Source organism: Micromonospora purpureochromogenes (genome assembly GCF_900091515.1).
GTDB lineage: Bacteria > Actinomycetota > Actinomycetes > Mycobacteriales > Micromonosporaceae > Micromonospora > Micromonospora purpureochromogenes.
In genome coordinates this window covers 5,599,001-5,617,979 of record NZ_LT607410.1, presented here as the reverse complement: position 1 = coordinate 5,617,979, position 18,979 = coordinate 5,599,001, and the positions used below count along the sequence as shown (strand labels likewise).

Below are 18,979 nucleotides of genomic sequence, written 5' to 3'. Positions count from 1 at the left end.
CAGCATGATCGCACTTGTCACCGGAGCCAACCGCGGCATCGGCCGCGCCATCGCCGAACAACTCGCCGCTTCGGGGAACACCGTCCTGGTCAGCGGCCGCGACCTCGCCCGCTGCGCCGAGGTCGCCGCGGAAATTGGCCCGCGCGCCCACCCGTTGGCGCTGGACGTTACCGACCAATCGACCGTCGACGCGGCGGCGGACCTGATCGGCCAGCGGTTCAGTCACCTCGACGTCCTAGTCAACAACGCCGGCATCAGCGGGCGGCTCGGCGTGCTCCCCAGCGGTGCCGGCCTGGCGGACTTGGCCGCGGTGTTCGACACCAACGTCTTCGGCGTCATCCGGGTCACCAACGCGATGCTCCCGCTGCTGCTCCGCTCGCCGGCCGGCCGGATCGTCAACGTCAGCAGCAGCGTCGGCTCGCTGACCCGGATGAGCGACCAAGCCCACTACCTCGCCGGGATGCCGGCCATGGCCTCCTACCCGGCGGCCAAATCCGCGCTCAACTCGCTGACCATCCAATACGCCAAGGAACTGCGAGGCACCGCCATCCTGGTCAACGCGGCAGACCCGGGCCTGTGCGACACCGATTTCACCCGCCCGCTCGGCCTGACGGTCGACCGGACAGCCGCGCAGGGCGCAGCGATCGCGGTACACCTGGCCACCCTGCCCGCGGACGGGCCGACCGGCACGCTGTCCAGCGACGACGGCCCAGTGCCGTGGTAGCCGCTCGTCCCCAGCCGCTGACCCCAGCTACCTGAGCGGAAGATCAAGGCAGACGAAACCCCGGTATCCATTGCGGCGAATCGAGGGGCGAGGGTAGGCCAGAGCCGGCCAGATGAGTGGCGGGAGCCGGCCCCGGCCGGTACACGCTCATCGTCAGATCCGGATGGGTCCCGGTCCGAGTCGTAACCCGGAGCGACGCCGAGAGGGGAGTCAGCTCTGCCGCCAGACCCGGAACGTCTGCTGCAGCCGCCACGTGCCGTCGGGCTGCTGCGCCTGGTTACTCCAGCGGAATGCATCAACCTCGATGTCGGAGAAGGTCCAGCGCAGATCGTCGCCGTCGAGCACGATCTGCCCTTCGACGCGGGAGGCCAGGAACATGTGCGTGCGACGCCGGCCCGGTCCCACCCACGTCGAGCGCCATACGCCCGCGCCGGCCGCGGGATCGGGAAACCGCAGGCTGACACCGTGTTCGACCCCGGGCAGGATCCAGACATCGGTGGTCGCCCGCCCGCCCAACGCGTACCCGAAGTGCCACTCGCCGCGGCGAACAGTCGAGGACCCGTCGAGGCCGTACTCCGTACAGTCCAGTACCCAGGATCCGGCGAACTGTCCGAACAGGCTGAGGTCGACGTCCTCGGCAGGTCCGTCTGCGAGGAAGGCGGCAGCGACGGCAACGGACGGTTGGACCACCATGCGAAAACCATAGTCCGGCCCTCGGCGAACACCGCTGGTTGGGACAACCGGACCAGCAACGATCAGCGCGCAACGACCGTTGGCGGGTGGCCGCTGCCCCCAGGTGGCCAGGCGATCCAGGTGACCGACGCGCTCGCTTTGGGCTGCTATGGGCACGTCATGCGATCCGGTGGGAGACACTCGGACGATGACCGGCATGCCCCGAGAGACGTGGTATCACCGATGCCTGGGCTGGCACGCCCCAGCCCTGCGGCGAGCCGTCATCGTCGCCTCCATCGGGCTCATCGTCGCTCTGGCGCTCCTGCCGTTCATGACGTGGAAGTTGGCCGCGGTGGGGGGCTGGGACGCCGCCGCGGTCGCCTTCCTCATCACCATCTGGCCGGTCATCATGAGGGCGGACAGTTCCCACACCGAGACGCTCGCCATGCGTGAGGACGAGACGCGGGTAACCGCCGCAGTGCTGCTGGTAGGAGCGGGTGTCACCAGTCTGCTGGGTGTCGGCCTTGCGCTCAGCCTCGCCGGCCGGCAGAGCGGCTCAACACGGGTGCTGCTCGTCGGCGTCGCAATGCTGACCGTCCTGTTGTCGTGGACCGTTGTCAACACGGTCTTCACCCTGCGTTACGCCGACCTGCAATTCCGATCGACGACCGGAGGGATCGGCTTCGGTGGCGAGTCCGCGCAAGGGCGGCCCACCTACCGCGACCTGGCCTACGTCGCCTTCACGATCGGCATGACCTATCAGGTGTCGGACACGTCCATCGGCGATCCGCGGATCCGGGGCACCGTGCTGACCCATGCCTTTCTGTCCTACGTGTTCGGTGTGGTGATCGTCGCGGGTTCCGTCAGCCTCATCGCCGACCTGGCCCGCTGACCGGGTCAAACCTCGAAGTGCGGGTGCGCTGAGCGCGCGTAGCCAGTCGGCGGGCAGTGGCACTCACGCCAGTTCGGCGAGCACTGCGCGCACCGTTCGGCGACCGTGCTCGGCCATTCGCGGGAAGGTGTGCCGGTAGTAGTCGATGCCGGTCAGCGACGGTGCGAGGGCCCAGCCGCAGGCGCGGCGCCAGGTGGCGTCGTCGTACTCGATTGCCTCTCGGAAGGCTCCCCGGGCCGCGCCGGTGAAGGTCCATAGCGCCGGAGCCACGTCCGGCGCCGGGTCGCCGACGCCGAGTGCGCCGAAGTCGATGACCGCGGCCAGTCGGCCGCGGTCGGTGATCAGGTTGCCCGGTTGCAGATCACCGTGGATCCAGACCGGGTCCCGGTCCCACTCAGGAGCAGCCAGGCAGGCGTCCCAGGCCGCCTCGGCCGCGGTCACATCGAAGCCGTCGTCATGCTCGGCGAGCCGGGGCAGCACCCGGCGGACGCCTTCATCGGCGTGGAGCAGGGCGGCCCCGCGGGAACCCGGTGGCTTGACCGGGCCTCCGGCCGGATCCACCGCGTGCAGGGCGCGAACGAAGGCTGCCACATCGCGGGCCAGGAGTACGTCGTCGCAGCCAAGCCTGGGAGGGGTGCTCCCCACGACCCACGGCACCACGGTCCACCGCCACGGGTACCCCGCGCCCGGCTCGCCCACGTGAAGCGGAACGGGAATCCGGACCGGCAGGTGGGACGCCAGCAAGGGCAGCCACCGCGCATCAGAATCGGCCTGGTCGACCGCCCAGGCAATCTTGGGCATCCGGGCGACGAGTTCGTTGCCGATCCGAAAGAGCACGTGGTCGGTGCCCTCGAACTCGTCTGCCAGGGGTGTCACGGGAAGGTCGGCCCACTGCGGGCACTGGGCCGCCACCAGGCGGCGCACCTGCCCGACGGTGGCCCGGATCTCGTCATCATGGATGGGCACGGCTGGCACGGTAGGGCGGTTGGGCGGTGTGCTGCCACCCGATTAGCTGTCCAGCACCGACACCGGGGTTCTTCTCGCCGGCCCGCCCGCGGAGGGACGGCGGCGCGGGGCACCCGTCGGGCACGGCGGAGCACGCCGTACGTGAGAGAGAGGTGGGTGCCCCGCGCCGCCGCGGACCGGGCGTTGCCGAGCGCCCGGGGTGGGCCCGTCGCGATCGGGCCTGGTCGCGGGCTCAAGCATGCCGCCGGGCCACCCCGCCCGGCAACGCAATTTGCGAGTTCGGGACTTGCGACGGATTGACCGCGGTGATCCACCGGACGAGACTCGGGCGCACTCGTACCGGGGATCACCTCAGGGAGGTGTGCAGTGGCCACGACGCCCTCGCCGACCGCCGAGCAACCGATGGACGACGACGCCCGACGGCTCGCCGAACTCGGTTATCAGCAGGAGTTGCGCCGCAAGTGGAGCGGCTTCTCCAACTTCGCCATCTCGTTCTCGATCATCTCGATCCTGGCCGGCTGCTTCACCACCTTCGGCCAGGCGTGGAACAACGGCGGCCCGGTCGCCATCTCCTGGGGCTGGCCGCTGATCTCGCTGTTCATCCTGATCATCGGCTTCTGCCTGGCCGAGCTGGTCTCGGCGTACCCGACTGCGGGCGGCATCTACTGGTGGGCGGCGAAGATGGGCCGCCCGGTGCACGGCTGGTTCACCGGCTGGCTCAACCTGATCGGGCTGGTCGCCGTCACCGCCTCGGTGGACTACGGCTGCGCGACCTTCCTCAACCTGACCCTGTCGGCGCTCTTCGACGGCTGGGCGGGAACGCTGCGCCAGGCGTTCCTGCTGTTCGTGGTCATCCTGGTGCTGCACGGGCTGATCAACATCTTCGGGCACCGGATCATCGACGTACTCCAGAACGTCTCGGTCTGGTGGCACGTGGCCGGCGCGGCGGCCGTGGTGGCGATCCTGCTGCTGGTGCCGGACGACCACCAGAGCTTCCGGTTCGTCTTCACCGAGCGGTTCAACAACTCCGGCTTCGGCGACGGCGACACCGGCGGGCTGACGTTCTGGTTCTACGTGCTGCCGCTGGGCTTCCTGCTCACCCAGTACACGATCACCGGCTTCGACGCCTGCGCGCACGTCTCCGAGGAGACCCGGGGCGCGTCCCAGGCCGCCGCCAAGGGACTCTGGCGGTCGATCTTCTATTCGGCGGTCGGCGGCTGGATCCTGCTGCTGGCCTTCCTCTTCGCCGCCACCGACGTCGACGCGATCAACGAGGCCGGCGGCTTCTCCGGGGCGATCTTCGAGACCGCGCTGACGCCGTTCTTCTTCAAGGCCGTCATCATCATCTCCACCATCGGCCAGTTCTTCTGCGGGATGAGCTGCGTGACCTCGATGAGCCGGATGACGTACGCGTTCAGCCGGGACCGCGCGGTGCCCGGCTGGCGGCTCTGGTCGAAGGTGGACCGCAACGGCACCCCGGTCAACGCGATCATCGGCGCCACCCTGGCCGGGCTGGTGCTCACCCTGCCCGCCCTCTACGAGAGCCCGTCCGGCATCCCGATCGCCTTCTACGCCGTGGTCTCGGTGGCGGTGATCGGGCTCTACCTGTCGTTCGTCATCCCGATCGCGCTGCGGCTGCGGATGGGGGACCGGTTCCAGCCCGGGCCGTGGACGCTCGGCCCGAAGTACAAGCTGCTCGGCTGGATCGCGGTGATCGAGATCGCCGTCATCTCGGTCTACTTCGTGCTGCCGATCGTCCCCGCCGGGGTGCCGGGCAACGCCGACTTCAGCTGGTCGGCGGTGAACTACGCGCCGCTCGCCGTGGGCGGGTTGCTGCTGCTGGTCGCCGTCTGGTGGTACGCCTCGGCCCGGAAGTGGTTCACCGGCCCCCGCCGTACCGTCGACCTGCCGGCGCCGCGAGCGGCCACCGACGTCGCGCGGGCCGACGAGCCGGCCTGACCCGCCCCCTCGTCGGCGCCGGGTCACCCGGCGCCGACGAGGAGCGCCGGGGGTTGCGGCTGCCGCGCCCCGGCCGGGAAGCGGAGGACGCGGTCGTCGTCCGCCGCCGGGCTGCCCCGGCCGTCCCGGTTGCTGGTGGTCACCCAGAGCGCGCCGTCCGGGGCCACCTCGACGGTACGCAGGCGGCCGTAGGTCCCCCGCAACACGGCGGTCGGCGTGCCGACCTGACCGGCGGCGTCAACGGGTAGGGCCCAGAGTCGCGCCCCCCGCAGCGCCGCGACGAACAGCGTGCCGGCGGCGAAGGTCGCCCCACTCGGTGACGCCTCCGCGGGTGACCAGACGACGACCGGGTCGCGGAACCGGGGATCGCCGCTGCTGCCCTCGACGACCGGCCAGCCGTAGTTGCCGCCCGGCACGATCCGGTTCACCTCGTCCCAGGTGCTCTGGCCGAACTCGGTGGCGAACAGCCGCCCCCGCCGGTCCCAGGCGAGACCCTGCACGTTGCGGTGACCGTAGCTGTAGACCAGCGAACCGGGGAACGGGTTGTCGGCCGGCACCCCGCCGTCCGGCCGCATCCGCAGGATCTTGCCGTTCCGGCTGGCCAGGTTCTGCGCGTTGGCGGGGACGACGGCGTCACCGATGCCGGCGTAGAGCATGCCGTCGGGGCCGAACGCGATCCGGCCGCCGTCATGGGCGGCCGCCCGGCTGATACCGCTGAGGATCACCTGGAGGGACTGTGGCGCGTGGAGCCGGAACCGCGCGATCCGGATGTCGGAGGCGGTGGTGTAGCAGACGTAGACCAGCCGGTCCCGCCGGAACGTGGGGGAGACGGCCAGCCCGAGCAGGCCCGCCTCCCCACCGGCGACCACGCCGGGGATCCGGGCGACCTGACGTGGCGGGGCACCGGGCCGGACCCGCACGACGGTGCCCAGGTTGCGCTGGGCCACCAGCGCGCTGCCGTCGGGCAGGAAGTCGAGCCCCCAGGGCGCCTCCAGGCCGTCGGCGACCACCTGCGGGTTCGTGAAATCGAAGCCGGCCGGGACCGGCGGCCGTCCGGTCCCGACCGGCGGCTGCCGATCCGCCCGGGCGTCCGTGGTGCCCAGCCCGACGGCGAGCACGGCGGCGACGGCGGCGACGATCCGACGCATCTGAACTCCTCGGTTTCGTCCCCGACCGCGCCGGGGCATTGCCGGTTTGCCGGTGGGCCTGGATGATGAGGCCCGCTGCTGACCAGAACGCCCCTGACCTGGGAATAGTTGCGGGTCACCCTCGTCGGGTGGGTAGCAGGTGTGTCCACCGATGCCACCGCGTCGGGCACCTGGCCGCCGGGGGACGAGGCCGGCCGGTCGACCTGGTTTGCCGGGGGGCCGGCCCGGGGCATTGACGGTGATCCGCTAGGCCGGTAGACCTTGGTGATGGAGGCTCGCCGATGAGGAAAGCTCCGCTCACGCTCGAAGAACTGCGGGTCGCCATCCGGGGCGGCGAGATCGACACGGTGGTGCTGGCCCTGACCGACATGCAGGGCCGATTGCAGGGCAAGCGGTTCCACGCCCCGTTCTTCCTGGACGAGGTGGTCCGGCACGGCAGCGAGGGCTGCAACTACCTGCTCGCGGTCGACGTCGACATGAACACCGTCGACGGGTACGCCATGTCGAGCTGGGAACGCGGCTACGGCGACTTCGCCATGCGGCCGGACCTGGCCACCCTGCGCCGGGTGCCCTGGCAGCCGGGCACGGCGATGCTGCTGGCCGATCTGGAGTGGTTGGACGGCGGCGGGCCGGTGGTCGCCTCGCCCCGGCAGATCCTGCGCCGCCAGCTCGACCGGCTGGCCGCGCACGGGCTGACCGCGTACGCCGGCACCGAGCTGGAGTTCGTGCTCTTCCGCGACTCGTACGAGGACGCCTGGCGGCGCGGCTACCGCGAGCTGACCCCGGCCAACCAGTACAACGTGGACTACTCCCTGCTCGGCACCGCCCGGGTCGAGCCGCTGCTGCGCCGCATCCGCACCGAGATGGCCGGCGCGGGGCTGACCCCGGAGAGCGCCAAGGGCGAGTGCAACCTCGGCCAGCACGAGATCGCCTTCCGGTACGACGAGGCCGTGGCCTGCGCCGACCACCACGTCATCTACAAGAACGGGGCCAAGGAGATCGCCGCCCAGGAGGGCATGTCGATCACCTTCATGGCCAAGCCGAACGCCCGCGAGGGCAACTCCTGCCACATCCACTTCTCGCTGCGCGACGTCGACGGCCGCTCGGCGATGCTCGGTGACGGGCCCGCCCACCTGTCGGTGACCGGGCAGCGGGTGCTGGCCGGGCTGCTCGACACCATGCGCGAGCTGAGCCTCTTCTTCGCCCCGAACGTCAACTCCTACAAGCGCTACCAGCCCGGCTCGTTCGCCCCGACCGCGCTGCGCTGGGGCACCGACAACCGCACCTGCGCGCTGCGCCTGGTGGGGCACGGGCAGGGGATGCGGGTGGAGAACCGGGTACCCGGCGCGGACGTCAACCCGTACCTGGCGATCGCCGCCCTGGTGGCCGGGGCGGTGCACGGCATCGAACGGGAGCTGGAGCTGGGCGAGGAGTGCCGCGGCAACGCGTACGACGACCCGGCCGCCGAGCGGGTCCCCGCCACCCTCCGCGACGCCCTCACCCGGTGGGAGTCCTCCGCCGTGGCGAAGGACGCCTTCGGCGACGAGGTGGTGGCCCACTACGCCAACCAGGCGAAGGTCGAACTGGCCGCCTTCGACGCCGCCGTGACGGACTGGGAACTCGTCCGTGGCTTCGAACGACTCTGAGGCCGCCCGCCTCGGCCGCCCGTCGGGCCGGCGCGGGACGGGCGCGACGCGCCGGGACGACAGCTGCGCGGACACCGTGGAGAGGGCAGGGTGGGACGGGTGACCGACGTGCGGAACCCGGCGACCGGGGAGATCCTGCGAAAGGTGCCGGCCAGCTCGCCGGCGGAGGTGGACGCGGCGATCGCGCGGGCCGCGCGGGCGTACGAGCGGTGGCGGGGCGTGGCGCCGGGCGACCGGGCGCGGCTGCTGCGCCGGTTCGCCGCCGTGGTGGACGCGCACCTGGAGGAGCTGGCCCGGCTGGAGGTGCACAACGCCGGGCACACCATCGGCAACGCCCGCTGGGAGGCGGGCAACGTCCGGGACGTGCTCGACTACTACGCCGGCGCCCCGGAGCGGTTGACCGGCCGGCAGATCCCGGTGCCGGGCGGGCTGGACGTCACCTTCCACGAACCGCTCGGCGTGGTCGGGGTGATCGTGCCGTGGAACTTCCCGATGCCGATCGCCGGCTGGGGCTTCGCCCCGGCGCTCGCCGCCGGCAACACGGTGGTGCTCAAGCCCGCCGAGCTGACCCCGTTGACCGCGCTGCGGCTCGGCGTGCTGGCGGTCGAGGCGGGCCTGCCGGAGGGGGTGTTCACCGTCCTGCCGGGGCAGGGCGGCGTGGTGGGGGAGCGATTCGTCACCCACCCGGCCGTCCGCAAGGTCTGCTTCACCGGCTCCACCGAGGTCGGCACCCGGATCATGGCCGGCTGCGCCGAGCAGGTGAAGCGGGTGACGCTGGAGCTGGGCGGCAAGAGCGCCAACCTGGTCTTCGCCGACGCGGACCTGGCGAAGGCGGCGGCCACCGCGCCGTACGCGGTCTTCGACAACGCCGGCCAGGACTGCTGCGCCCGCTCCCGGATCCTGGTCCAGCGCAGCGTGTACGACCGTTTCCTCGAACTCCTCGAGCCGGCCGTGCGCGCCTTCCGGGTGGCCGACCCGGCCGCCGAGAGCACCGAGATGGGGCCGCTGATCTCGGCCGCGCACCGGGACCGGGTCGCCGGGTACGTCGACGGCGCGAAGGTCGCCTTCACCGGCTCGTGCCCCGACGGCCCCGGCTACTGGCATGCCCCGACGGTGCTGCTCGCCGAGTCGCCGGCCGACCGGCACTGGCGGGAGGAGGTCTTCGGGCCGGTGGTGTCGGTGCTCCCGTTCGACGACGAGGCCGACGCCGTGCGGCTGGCCAACGACACCGAGTACGGCCTGTCCGGGTCGGTCTGGACCCGGGACGTCGGCCGGGCGCTGCGGGTGGCCCGCGCCGTCGAGTCGGGCAACCTGAGCGTCAACTCGCACTCCTCGGTGCGGTACTGGACCCCGTTCGGCGGGATGAAGCGCTCCGGCCTCGGCCGTGAGCTGGGCCCGGACGCGCTGCACGCCTTCACCGACGTCAAGAACGTGTTCATCAGCACAGAGGAGTGACCAGCGTGCAGGGACGACTTCAGGACCGGGTGGCCGTGGTGACCGGGGCGGGCAGCGGGATCGGGCTGGCCACTGTGCGCCGCTTCGCCGTCGAGGGCGCGCGGGTGGTCTGCGTCGACATCGACGCCGAGGCCGGCAAGCGGGCGGCCGACGAGGTCGGCGGCGAGTTCGTCGCCTGCGACGTGGCCGACGAGGCGTCCGTCCGGGAACTCTTCGACGGCGTGGCGCAGCGGCACGGCCGGGTCGACGTGGCGTTCAACAACGCGGGCATCTCCCCGCCCGACGACGACTCCATCCTGGAGACCGGCCTGGACGCCTGGGAGCGGGTGCTGCGGGTCAACACCACCAGCGTCTACCTCTGCTGCAAGTACGTCATCCCGCACATGCGCCGGCAGGGCAAGGGTTCGATCATCAACACCGCCTCCTTCGTCGCGCTGATGGGGGCGGCCACCTCGCAGATCGCGTACACCGCGAGCAAGGGCGGGGTGCTGGCGATGACCCGGGAGTTGGGCGTGCAGTTCGCCCGGGAGGGGATCCGGGTCAACGCGCTCTGCCCCGGCCCGGTCGCCACCCCGCTGCTGCTGGAGCTCTTCGCCGCCGACCCGGAGCGGGCCGCCCGCCGGCTGGTGCACGTGCCGATGGGGCGGTTCGGCGCCCCGGAGGAGATCGCCGCCGCGGTCGCCTTCCTGGCCAGCGACGACGCGTCGTTCATGACCGCCGCGCAGTTCGTGGTGGACGGCGGCATCACCGGCGCGTACGTCACCCCCCTGTGAGCGCGAGGAGTGAGCCGGGTTTGCGAGCCCCGCAGTCGTGAACGGAGGTGGCCCTGTGAGCGCGAGGAGTGAGCCGGGTTTGCGAGCCCGGCAGTCGCGAACGGTGCCGGCCCGGTGAGCCGCCCGCTGATCGGGATCAGCGCGTACGTGGAGCCCGCCGCGTGGGCGGTGTGGCGGGACGTGCCGGCGACCCTGGTGCCGCAGGCGTACGTCCGGGCGGTCAGCGCGGCCGGCGGCCGCGCCGTGGTGCTGCCCCGGACGACGTGGACGCCGACGTGGTCCGGGTGCTCGACGGGCTGGTCCTGGCCGGCGGCGCCGACGTCGCCCCGGAGCGGTACGACCAGCCGCCCGACCCGCGTACCGAGCCCCGGCCGGACCGGGACGCCGGCGAGCTGGCGCTGCTCGCCGGTGCCCTCGCCGCCGACCTGCCGGTGCTGGGGATCTGTCGGGGCCTGCAGCTGTTGGTGGTCGCCCACGGCGGGGCGCTGCACCAGCACCTGCCGGACGTGGTCGGCCACGACCGGCACCGCCCGGCCCCGGGTCGGTACGGCGCGCATCCGGTCCGGTTCGCGCCGGGCAGCCTGGCCGGGGCGGTGATGGCCGGGGTGGACCGGGTCAACTCCTACCACCACCAGGGCGTCGCCGACCCGGGGCGGCTGGTCGCCACCGGCTGGGCGGACGACGGGGTCGTCGAGGCGGTCGAGGATCCGCGCCGACGCTTCCTGCTCGGGGTGCAGTGGCATCCCGAGAACGAGGCCGACCCGCGCCCGGTCACCGCCCTGGTCCGGGCCGCCCGTCCCAGTTGACGGGAACGGTCGTCCCACTCTTCGGCGACGGGTGCGAGGATGGCCGGCATGGGAAAGGTGTATCCGGAGATCGGCGGGCGGCTGCGGGACTTCATCGAGGCGCAGGGGGTGTTCTTCGTGGCCTCCGCCCCGTCCGGGCCGGACGGGCACGTCAACGTCTCGCCCAAGGGGATGCGCGGCACCTTCCTCGTCGTCGACCCGCTGACCGTGGCCTGGCTGGACTACCACGGCAGCGGCGCGGAGACCCTGGCCCACCTGCGGGAGAACGGGCGGGTCACCATCATGTTCTGCGCGTTCACCGGCCCGCCCAAGATCGTCCGGTTGCACGGCCGGGGTGTCGCCACCCCGCTCACCGACCCGGGCTTCGCGGCGCTGCTCGCCGGCTTCCCGGACCCGCCCGACCCGCACGCGGTCCGCAGCGTGGTGACGGTCGCCGTCGACCGGGTCAGCGACTCCTGCGGCTACGCGGTGCCGCTGATGGACTACCGCGGCGAACGCGACCTGTTGATCGAGTGGGGTTCCCGCCGCACCGAGGAGGACCTGGCGGCCTACCGGAGCAGGAAGAACGCCGCCAGCATCGACGGCCTGCCGGTCTTCTGACCCGCCGCCCCGGGCCGGACGGGCCCGCTCCGGGCGAGCGGTCCGCCGCCGGTGACGGCAGGATGAGACCCAGGTAACCAGCGTCGGTTGGGACCGATGCGTTACGTTGCTGACCCGTCTGGGTAGAAGGCGGGGCACGGCCGGTGAACGCCGAGGCGTCGCGGGGCACGGCCGGAGCGGGAGGGTGCATGAGCTCGGCCCAGGTGGGCGAGGGCGAGCGGAACTCGTCGGGTCGGTCCGGCGACGGCTCACTCCCTCCGCAGCTCGCCGAGGCGTTCGCGGCCGGTGGGGAGATGGGCCGGAGGCTGGCCGGGTACGACTGGTCCCGCACCCCGCTCGGCACCCCCGACACCTGGCCCGCGGCGCTGCGCCACGCGGTCAGCATGATGCTCGCCTCCCGCGCCCAGATCGCGATGTTCTGGGGCGCGGACCACCGGACCTTCTACAACGACGCCTACCTGCCCACCATCGGCACCAAGCACCCGGCCGTCATCGGCCAGCCGGCCCGCGAGCACTGGAGCGAGACCTGGGACGTGCTCGGCCCGGTGCTGGACGGCGTGCTACGCACCGGCGAGCCGTACCACGGTGCGGACCACCCCTTCGTCATCGACCGGCAGGGCTTCGTCGAGGAGGTCTACTTCGACGTCTCGTACGACCCGATCCGGGCGGCCGACGGGCGGGTCAACGGCGTCTTCTGCTTCGTGAACGAGACCACCGGCCGGGTGCTCGGCGAGCGCCGGCTCCGGGTGCTGGCCGAGCTGGGCTCCCGGCTCGGCGAGGCGCGCGCCGTGGCGGAGGTGGGCCGGATCGCCGCCGAGGTGCTCGACCGGTACCGCTCCGACATCCCCTTCGCCCGCGTCCGGCTCTACGACGACACCGGTCAGCTCACTCTCGCCGGGTGCAGCGGCACCGGCCCCGGGAGCGTCCCCGCCGAGGCGCCCCCCACGCTGCTCCGGGTCGCCGAGGAGGGCGTCGCCGCCGAGATCGAGGTGGCCGACCTGTTCGGCACGGTGCCGCCGGAGGCCGCCGACCGGGCCCTGGTGCTGCCGCTGACCGCCACCAACGAGCGGGCCGGGGTGCTGGTCGTCGGCGTCTCCCGGCGGCTGTTGCTCGGCGACGAGTACCGCAACTTATTCGACCTGGTCGCCGCGCAGATCTCCCGGGCCGTCGGGCAGCAGCGGGCGTACGCCCAGGAGCGGGCCCGCGCCGCCGAACTGGCCGCGCTCGACCGCGCCAAGACCAACTTCTTCGCCAACGTCAGCCACGAGTTCCGCACTCCGCTGACCCTGGTCCTCGGGCCGCTGGAGGAGCTGCTCGCCGATCCGGCGCTGTCCCCGGCGTACAACGACCGGCTGACGATGATGCACCGCAACGCGCTGCGCCTGCTCAAGCTGGTCAACACGGTGCTCGACTTCTCCCGGCTGGAGTCCGGCCGGCTGGCCGCCCACTACCAGCCGACCGACCTGGCCGACTACACCTCCCGGCTGGTGAGCACCTTCCGCTCGGCCGCCGCGCGGGCCGGGCTGAGCCTGGTGGTCGACTGCCCGCCGCTGCCCGGGCCGATCTTCGTCGACCGGGACATGTGGGAGAAGATCGTCCTCAACCTGGTGTCGAACGCGCTGAAGTTCACCTTCGACGGCGAGATCCGGGTGCGGATCCGGGCGGTCGACGGCGTCGCCCGGCTGGAGGTCAGTGACACCGGCGTCGGCATCGTGCCCGAGGAGCTGCCGCACGTCTTCGAGCGCTTCCACCGGGTGCCCGGCGTGCGCTCGCGTACCCACGAGGGCACCGGGATCGGCCTGGCGCTGGTCCGCGAGCTGGTCGAGATGCACGGCGGCCGGGTGGTGGCGAGCAGCCGGGTGGACGAGGGCAGCACTTTCACCGTGACGGTCCCGTTCGGCTCCGCGCACCTGCCCGCCGACCGGGTCGCCAGCGGCGCGCCGGCCCCGCTGGCCGAGCCGCAGCAGGCCCGGCTCTACGTCGCGGAGACCGCGATCTGGGGCGACGGCGGCGACATCGCGCAACCGGCGAAGCCGGACGACCGGGCGGTGACCGCGGGGACCGGCCGGATCCTGCTCGCCGACGACAACGCCGACCTGCGCGAACACGTCACCCGGCTGCTCGGCGCGGCGTACGAGGTGGTGGCGGTGCCCGACGGCGTGGCGGCGCTCGAACAGGCGGTGGAAAGCTCCTTCGACCTGGTGCTGACCGACGTGATGATGCCCCGGCTGGACGGCTTCGGCCTGGTCACCGCGCTGCGGGCGAACCCGCGGACCCGGCACGTGCCGATCGTGCTGCTCTCCGCCCGGGCCGGCTCCGCCGAGGCGGTCGCCGGGTTGTCCGTCGGCGCCGACGACTACCTGACCAAGCCCTTCTCCGGGCAGGAGCTGATCGCCCGGGTCCGGGCCAACGTCGAGCTGGGCCAGCTGCGCGGTGAGATCATCCGCCGGCTCCGGGCGCTGGCCGACGCGGCGGTGGCGGTCAACACGGCCCGGTCCACCGCCGAGGTGGTGCAGGTCGCCGCCCGGCACGCGCTCAGCCTCGCCGAGGCGGCCCGGGTGCTCGTCACCACCGCCGGCGCCCGCCACGAGGTCGACGCCGGCGGGACCGTCCCGGCCGAGCCGTCGCACGTGCTGCCGCTGACCGGCACCGCCGGCGCGCAGCTCGGCGAGCTGCGGGTGTGGCATCACGAGGGCAACGGCACCGAGCAGGCCGCGCTCACCGAACTGGCCCGCCTGGTCGGGGTACGCCTGGAGAACGCCCAGCTCTACGAGGCCGAGCACCGCATCGCCACCACCCTCCAGCACAGCCTGCTGCCCCGGACGCTGCCCCAGCTGCCCGGCGCGGTGGTGGCCAGCCGCTACCTGCCCGGCAGCGCCGACGTGGAGGTCGGTGGCGACTGGTACGACGTGATCGGGGTCGCCGACGACGAGGTCGTGCTGGTCATCGGTGACGTGGTCGGCAAGGGTGTCCAGGCCGCCGCCGCGATGGGCCAGCTGCGCAACGGGCTGCGGGCGTACCTGCTGGAGGGCTACGACCCGGGGGAGTCGCTGACCCGGCTGAACCGGCTGGTCGGCTCGACCGAGCGCCAGTCCTTCGCCACCGTGGTGTGCCTCTGGTTCTCTCCGCGCACCGGCCGGCTGCGGTACGCCAGCGCCGGCCATCCGTCCCCCCTGCTGATCCGAGGAGACGACGTGGCGTTCCTGCACGAGGCGGCGCTCGGCCCGCCCATCGGCGCCATCGCCGGCACCACGTACCGCACCGTCGAGGGCGAACTGGCCCCCGGCGGTCGGCTGCTCCTCTACACCGACGGGCTGGTCGAGGACCGGCAGGTGGGCATCGACGAGGCGTTGGCCCAGCTCCGCCGGGACGCCGCCGGGCGCGGCGAGCACGTCGCCGACCTCATCGACGCCGTGGTGGAGCGGGTCGCCGAGCGGACCCGGCACGACGACGTCGCGGTGCTGGCGCTGCAGGCCGTCGAGCTCAACCGGTTCGCGCTGCGGCTGCCGGCCGATCCGACCCGGCTCAGCGTGCTGCGCAAGCGGCTGGAGGACTTCCTGGTCGCCCACCGGGTCGGCGAGACCGACCTGTTCGACCTGACCGTGGCGGTCTCCGAGGCCGCCGCGAATGCGATCGAGCACCCGGTCGCGCCCACCGACCCGACGATCAGCGTCGAGGTGACCATCGCCGACCGGACGGTGATGGCGACGGTGCGCGACAGCGGCCAGTGGCGCGAGTCGACCGGGGCGGGCTTTCGCGGCCGGGGGCTGGCGCTGATCCAGGCGCTGGGCGAGCTGACGGTCAGCCGGGGGGCGGACGGGACGGAAGTGCGACTGACCCGGCGGCTGCGGGACTGAGCCCGGCCCCCGGGCACCCGGCGCCGGTCACTCCCGGCGCAACCAGTCCTGCTCGCCGAGGCCGGAGATCTCCAGCACCCGGGCGACCTGCCGGGACGGCAGCACGGCCAGCCGGCCGGGGACGCGCTGGGCGAGCCGGACGACGGCGTGGATGGCGGCCGAGTCGAAGAACGTCACGGCCCGCAGGTCCAGCGTGACCCCCGCGGCGGGTTCGCGCAGGGCGGTCTGGAGCATGGTGTCGGCGGTCGCCATGTCGACCTCGCCGGTCACCAGGACGTGGAGGTGGTCTCCGTCGAGCTCCGCGCTCACGGAGAAGACGGGAGGTGCTCCTCCTTGATCCACGCAGCCACAATGGCACAGCCGTATGCGCACGGCAACAACCGTCGCGGCCCGGCCGTGGCGGGGGTCACCGCGGGGCTCGGCGATAGGCTGTCGCCATGACCGTCCGTGCGCCGCTGACCCCAGGCACGCTCTCCCCGTGGCGAGCGGTTCCTGGCCACATCGTCCGTCCGGAGTACGTGGGCAAGAAGCGTCCGCAGGAGTGGCGTGGCTCGCACGTGCAGACCCCGGAGACCATCGAGAAGATGCGGGTCGCCGGTCGGCTCGCCGCCCAGGCGACCCAGCTCGCCGGTGAGCACTGCAAGCCGGGGGTGACCACCGACGAGATCGACCGGGTGGTGCACGAGTTCCTCGTCGACCACGGCGCGTACCCGTCGACCCTGGGCTACAAGGGCTTCCCGAAGTCCTGCTGCACCAGCCTCAACGAGGTGATCTGCCACGGCATCCCCGACTCGACCGTGCTCCAGGACGGCGACATCATCAACGTCGACGTCACGGCGTACCTCGACGGGGTGCACGGCGACACCGATGCGACGTTCTGCGTCGGGGAGGTCGGCGAGGAGGCCCGGCTGCTGGTCGAGCGCACCCACGAGGCGATGATGCGCGGCATCAAGGCGGTCAAGCCGGGCCGCCAGATCAACGTGATCGGCCGGGTCATCGAGTCGTACGCCAAGCGGTTCGGCTACGGCGTGGTGCGGGACTTCACCGGTCACGGCATCGGCGAGGCCTTCCACAGCGGCCTCTACGTGCCGCACTACGACAGCCCGCGCCCGACCGACATCATGGAGCCGGGGATGACCTTCACCGTCGAGCCGATGATCACCCTCGGCACCTACCAGTACGACATGTGGGACGACGGCTGGACGGTGGTCACCAAGGACCGCAGGTGGACGGCACAGTTCGAGCACACCATCGTCGTCACCGACGACGGTTACGAGATCCTGACCCTGCCGTGACCGAGACCCCGGCCGCGCTGCGCGAGGCGCACCACGCGGACGTGTCCGGCGGCTGGCTGCGGCCGGCCGTCTTCGGCGCGATGGACGGGCTGGTCACCAACATCGCCCTGATCGCGGGCGTCGGCGGCGGTGGCGTCTCCCCACGCAGCATCGTGCTCACCGGCACCGCCGGCCTGGTCGCCGGCGCCATCTCGATGGGGCTGGGGGAGTACACCAGCGTCCGCTCGGCCAACGAGCAGGTCGCCGCCGAGGTGGCCAAGGAACGACGCGAGCTGGAGCGGCACCCCGAGGCGGAGGCCCGCGAGCTGGCCGACGCGTGGGTCGCCCGGGGCCTGCCCCGCGACCTCGCCACCCAGGTCGCCGAGGCGGTCCGGCGCAATCCGGAGGAGGCGCTGCGGGTGCACGTCCGGGAGGAGTTGGGCGTCGACCCCGACGAGCAGCCCAGCCCCTGGTCGGCGGCGACCTCGTCGTTCCTCTGCTTCTCGGTCGGGGCGCTGGTGCCGCTGCTGACCTACCTGCTCGGTTACACCAGCCTCTGGCTGGCCCTCGGCGTCGGCGCGGTGGGGCTCTTCGTGGCCGGGGCGATCGTCGCCCGGTTCACCAACCGCCCCTGGTGGACCAGCGGCCTGCGCCAACTCCTGCTCGGCACCGCCGCCGCCGCCGCCACCTACCTCGTCGGCGCCCTCATCGGCATCCAAGGCGGCCTCGGCTGACCCCCTCCCCCCGCACCCCTCACACCCCCTCACACCCCCTCACACCCCCTCCGAGCGCGCACTTTCAGAGAAAGAGTGGCTATCCGACGCGGAATAGCCACTCTTTCTCTGAAAGAGGGCGCACGGGTGGGGTGGGGGGTGGTCAGGGGGTGAGGAGGTCGTCGACGGTGCCGTCGACGGGGCGGCCGCGGGCGGCCAGTTCGTCGGCCTGCCGGCGCAGCACCGCGCCCACCTCGGTCATGTCGACGCCGGCCAGCCCGGTACGCCGGACCGCGTCGCCGGGATCGCGGAAGTAGGTGCGGGTGAGCAGCCCGGTCACCGTGGCCGCCGCGAGCCGCGCCTCGCCGAGCATCAGCAGCGCCTGGTCGGTCTCGTACCACTCGGCGAGCCGGGCCGCCCGGGCGTGCGCCGCGCAGCCCCGGTACCAGGCCTGCCGGGCGGCGGTGCTGAACTCCGCCGGGCGGGCCCGGGCCAACCGGCCCAGGTGCTCGTCGCGCAGGGTGCGCAGCCAGCCGGTCGGGTCGTACAGGGCGGTGGTGGTGACGTACCGGTCGGCGGTCAATGGCCAGAGCGCGGTCAGTGCCCGGGCCTGCCGCAGGTACTCCTCCGCGCCGGCCACGGTGAGGTCGACCAGCACGCCGTCCACCCGCCGGGTCGACGGCTCCGGGCCGACTGCGGCCCGGTAGGTGGCCAGCAGCAGGCCGACCTCGCGGTCCCCACCGCCGTCGTCGTCGCCGTGCGCCAGCGGGCCGTGCACCGCCACCGCCAGGATGTCCGCCGGGAACCGCCGCCGGGCCGCCTCGGCCACCCGCTCGGCGACCCGCCACCGTGGATCGTCGAGGTGCTCCTCGGTGCCGATCTCGGTGCTGCTGACGCCCACCGGGTACCACCTCCGTCACGGTCCGCGCACCGTCGGTACACCGCACCCTAGCCAGCGCCGGCCGCCGCGCCGGGCCGCCGCGCCCGGGTCAGTCCGGCGCGTCGCCGACCGGTCCGCCGGTCGGCACCAGCCGGAAGATCTGGATCTCCCGGCCGCCGGCCCGCTCGACGTACGTCCGGTACGCCGGCCACTCGGTGACCAGCAGCCGCCACAGCCGCTCCCGCTCGGCGCCGGTGGCCACCTCGGCGCGGACCGCGATCCGGCGTCCCTTCACGTCCACCTCGGCGTTCGGGTCGGCGAGCAGGTTCATCGCCCAGCCCGGCTGGTGCTGCTGCCCCCAGTTCGACCCGATCACCACGTACGCGTCGCCGTCCGGCACGTACAGCAGGGGGTTGCTGCGGGGCTGGCCGGAGCGGCGGCCGGTGGTGGTGATGACCAGCGAGGGGATCAGCCCGAGCGCGACCACCCGGCCGCGGGTGAGCCGTCCGACCGCGCGGTCGGCGGGGACGAGCAGGCGCATGGTGGCGCCGAACCACGCGTGGTGACCGAGTCGACGCGTGAGGGTTCCCAGGACGGACACGCCGCCAGTCTGC

17 protein-coding genes and 1 pseudogene are annotated in these 18,979 nt (G+C 72.8%); 12 read left to right on the top strand and 6 right to left on the bottom strand.

Going from position 1 to position 18,979, the window contains the following annotated elements; translation table 11 throughout:
- The first annotated feature begins 4 nt into the window (after positions 1–4).
- Entirely contained in the window at positions 5–724 is a 720-nt protein-coding gene (locus GA0074696_RS25595) for an SDR family NAD(P)-dependent oxidoreductase (protein ID WP_088963437.1), read from the top strand.
- Between the two features lie 210 nt (positions 725–934).
- Here the strand turns inward: GA0074696_RS25595 and GA0074696_RS25590 are convergent, their stop codons facing one another.
- On the bottom strand, positions 935–1,417 hold the full coding sequence (locus GA0074696_RS25590; protein ID WP_088963436.1) for a hypothetical protein: 483 nt from the start codon (positions 1,415–1,417) through the stop codon (positions 935–937).
- Positions 1,418–1,604: 187 nt separating this feature from the next.
- On the opposite strand from GA0074696_RS25590, the gene GA0074696_RS25585 reads away from it, so the two are divergent.
- Complete coding sequence (locus GA0074696_RS25585) at positions 1,605–2,288, top strand: DUF1345 domain-containing protein (RefSeq protein WP_157746111.1); 684 nt, start codon at positions 1,605–1,607, stop codon at positions 2,286–2,288.
- A gap of 63 nt (positions 2,289–2,351) precedes the next feature.
- Here GA0074696_RS25585 and GA0074696_RS25580 read toward each other — a convergent pair whose 3' ends face one another.
- Entirely contained in the window at positions 2,352–3,254 is a 903-nt protein-coding gene (locus GA0074696_RS25580; protein ID WP_197700783.1) for an aminoglycoside phosphotransferase family protein, read from the bottom strand.
- A 366-nt stretch (positions 3,255–3,620) separates the two neighbouring features.
- Between GA0074696_RS25580 and GA0074696_RS25575 the strand changes: the two genes are divergently transcribed.
- Positions 3,621–5,213 (top strand): amino acid permease, encoded by a 1,593-nt coding sequence (locus GA0074696_RS25575; protein WP_088963433.1) that lies wholly within the window; start codon positions 3,621–3,623, stop codon positions 5,211–5,213.
- A gap of 23 nt (positions 5,214–5,236) precedes the next feature.
- Here the strand turns inward: GA0074696_RS25575 and GA0074696_RS25570 are convergent, their stop codons facing one another.
- Positions 5,237–6,361, bottom strand: a complete 1,125-nt coding sequence (locus tag GA0074696_RS25570) for a PQQ-dependent sugar dehydrogenase (protein WP_088963432.1) — start codon at positions 6,359–6,361, stop codon at positions 5,237–5,239.
- A 281-nt stretch (positions 6,362–6,642) separates the two neighbouring features.
- Here GA0074696_RS25570 and GA0074696_RS25565 point away from each other — a divergent pair, with 281 nt between their 5' ends.
- From GA0074696_RS25565 to GA0074696_RS25540, 7 genes and pseudogenes are all read left to right on the top strand, one after another.
- Positions 6,643–8,007, top strand: a complete 1,365-nt coding sequence (locus GA0074696_RS25565; protein WP_088963431.1) for a glutamine synthetase family protein — start codon at positions 6,643–6,645, stop codon at positions 8,005–8,007.
- Between the two features lie 108 nt (positions 8,008–8,115).
- Positions 8,116–9,462 (top strand): aldehyde dehydrogenase family protein, encoded by a 1,347-nt coding sequence (locus tag GA0074696_RS25560; RefSeq protein WP_231925488.1) that lies wholly within the window; start codon positions 8,116–8,118, stop codon positions 9,460–9,462.
- Positions 9,463–9,467: 5 nt separating this feature from the next.
- The gene (locus GA0074696_RS25555) at positions 9,468–10,235 is read left to right on the top strand and encodes a 3-oxoacyl-ACP reductase (protein ID WP_088964815.1); all 768 of its coding nucleotides are present in this window, start codon (positions 9,468–9,470) and stop codon (positions 10,233–10,235) included.
- A 114-nt stretch (positions 10,236–10,349) separates the two neighbouring features.
- A pseudogene (locus GA0074696_RS32685) lies at positions 10,350–10,436 on the top strand (gamma-glutamyl-gamma-aminobutyrate hydrolase family protein); the annotation flags it as partial.
- A gap of 62 nt (positions 10,437–10,498) precedes the next feature.
- A complete protein-coding gene (locus GA0074696_RS25550) occupies positions 10,499–11,041 on the top strand; it encodes a gamma-glutamyl-gamma-aminobutyrate hydrolase family protein (RefSeq protein ID WP_407940513.1) in 543 nt (180 codons plus the stop codon).
- Between the two features lie 48 nt (positions 11,042–11,089).
- Positions 11,090–11,641, top strand: coding sequence for a pyridoxamine 5'-phosphate oxidase family protein (locus GA0074696_RS25545; RefSeq protein ID WP_088963430.1), 552 nt, complete (start codon positions 11,090–11,092; stop codon positions 11,639–11,641).
- 188 nt (positions 11,642–11,829) lie between these two features.
- Positions 11,830–15,498 carry a SpoIIE family protein phosphatase gene (locus GA0074696_RS25540; RefSeq protein WP_088963429.1) on the top strand — a complete coding sequence of 1,223 codons (3,669 nt, stop codon included), beginning with the start codon at positions 11,830–11,832 and terminating at the stop codon, positions 15,496–15,498.
- A 27-nt stretch (positions 15,499–15,525) separates the two neighbouring features.
- Here GA0074696_RS25540 and GA0074696_RS25535 read toward each other — a convergent pair whose 3' ends face one another.
- The gene (locus GA0074696_RS25535) at positions 15,526–15,840 is read right to left on the bottom strand and encodes an STAS domain-containing protein (RefSeq protein WP_172894437.1); all 315 of its coding nucleotides are present in this window, start codon (positions 15,838–15,840) and stop codon (positions 15,526–15,528) included.
- Between the two features lie 95 nt (positions 15,841–15,935).
- Here GA0074696_RS25535 and map point away from each other — a divergent pair, with 95 nt between their 5' ends.
- Both map and GA0074696_RS25525 read left to right on the top strand, forming a co-directional pair.
- Positions 15,936–16,793, top strand: a complete 858-nt coding sequence (map, locus tag GA0074696_RS25530; RefSeq protein ID WP_088963427.1) for a type I methionyl aminopeptidase — start codon at positions 15,936–15,938, stop codon at positions 16,791–16,793.
- Positions 16,790–17,506 (top strand): VIT1/CCC1 transporter family protein, encoded by a 717-nt coding sequence (locus tag GA0074696_RS25525; protein WP_088963426.1) that lies wholly within the window; start codon positions 16,790–16,792, stop codon positions 17,504–17,506. The genes map and GA0074696_RS25525 overlap by 4 nt, the downstream gene beginning before the upstream one ends.
- 142 nt (positions 17,507–17,648) lie before the next feature.
- Here GA0074696_RS25525 and GA0074696_RS25520 read toward each other — a convergent pair whose 3' ends face one another.
- Complete coding sequence (locus GA0074696_RS25520; protein ID WP_231925153.1) at positions 17,649–18,386, bottom strand: nucleotidyltransferase domain-containing protein; 738 nt, start codon at positions 18,384–18,386, stop codon at positions 17,649–17,651.
- 88 nt (positions 18,387–18,474) lie between these two features.
- Positions 18,475–18,966 carry a nitroreductase/quinone reductase family protein gene (locus GA0074696_RS25515; protein WP_088964813.1) on the bottom strand — a complete coding sequence of 164 codons (492 nt, stop codon included), beginning with the start codon at positions 18,964–18,966 and terminating at the stop codon, positions 18,475–18,477.
- Positions 18,967–18,979 lie beyond the last annotated feature (13 nt).

Coding starts and splice junctions, on each gene's coding strand:
- map (WP_088963427.1), top strand. CDS start 15,936: ATGACCGTCCGTGCGCCGCTGACCCCAGGCACGCTCTCCCCGTGGCGA.
- GA0074696_RS25565 (WP_088963431.1), top strand. CDS start 6,643: ATGAGGAAAGCTCCGCTCACGCTCGAAGAACTGCGGGTCGCCATCCGG.
- GA0074696_RS25595 (WP_088963437.1), top strand. CDS start 5: ATGATCGCACTTGTCACCGGAGCCAACCGCGGCATCGGCCGCGCCATC.
- GA0074696_RS25540 (WP_088963429.1), top strand. CDS start 11,830: ATGAGCTCGGCCCAGGTGGGCGAGGGCGAGCGGAACTCGTCGGGTCGG.
- GA0074696_RS25545 (WP_088963430.1), top strand. CDS start 11,090: ATGGGAAAGGTGTATCCGGAGATCGGCGGGCGGCTGCGGGACTTCATC.
- GA0074696_RS25585 (WP_157746111.1), top strand. CDS start 1,605: ATGACCGGCATGCCCCGAGAGACGTGGTATCACCGATGCCTGGGCTGG.
- GA0074696_RS25590 (WP_088963436.1), bottom strand. CDS start 1,417: ATGGTGGTCCAACCGTCCGTTGCCGTCGCTGCCGCCTTCCTCGCAGAC.
- GA0074696_RS25570 (WP_088963432.1), bottom strand. CDS start 6,361: ATGCGTCGGATCGTCGCCGCCGTCGCCGCCGTGCTCGCCGTCGGGCTG.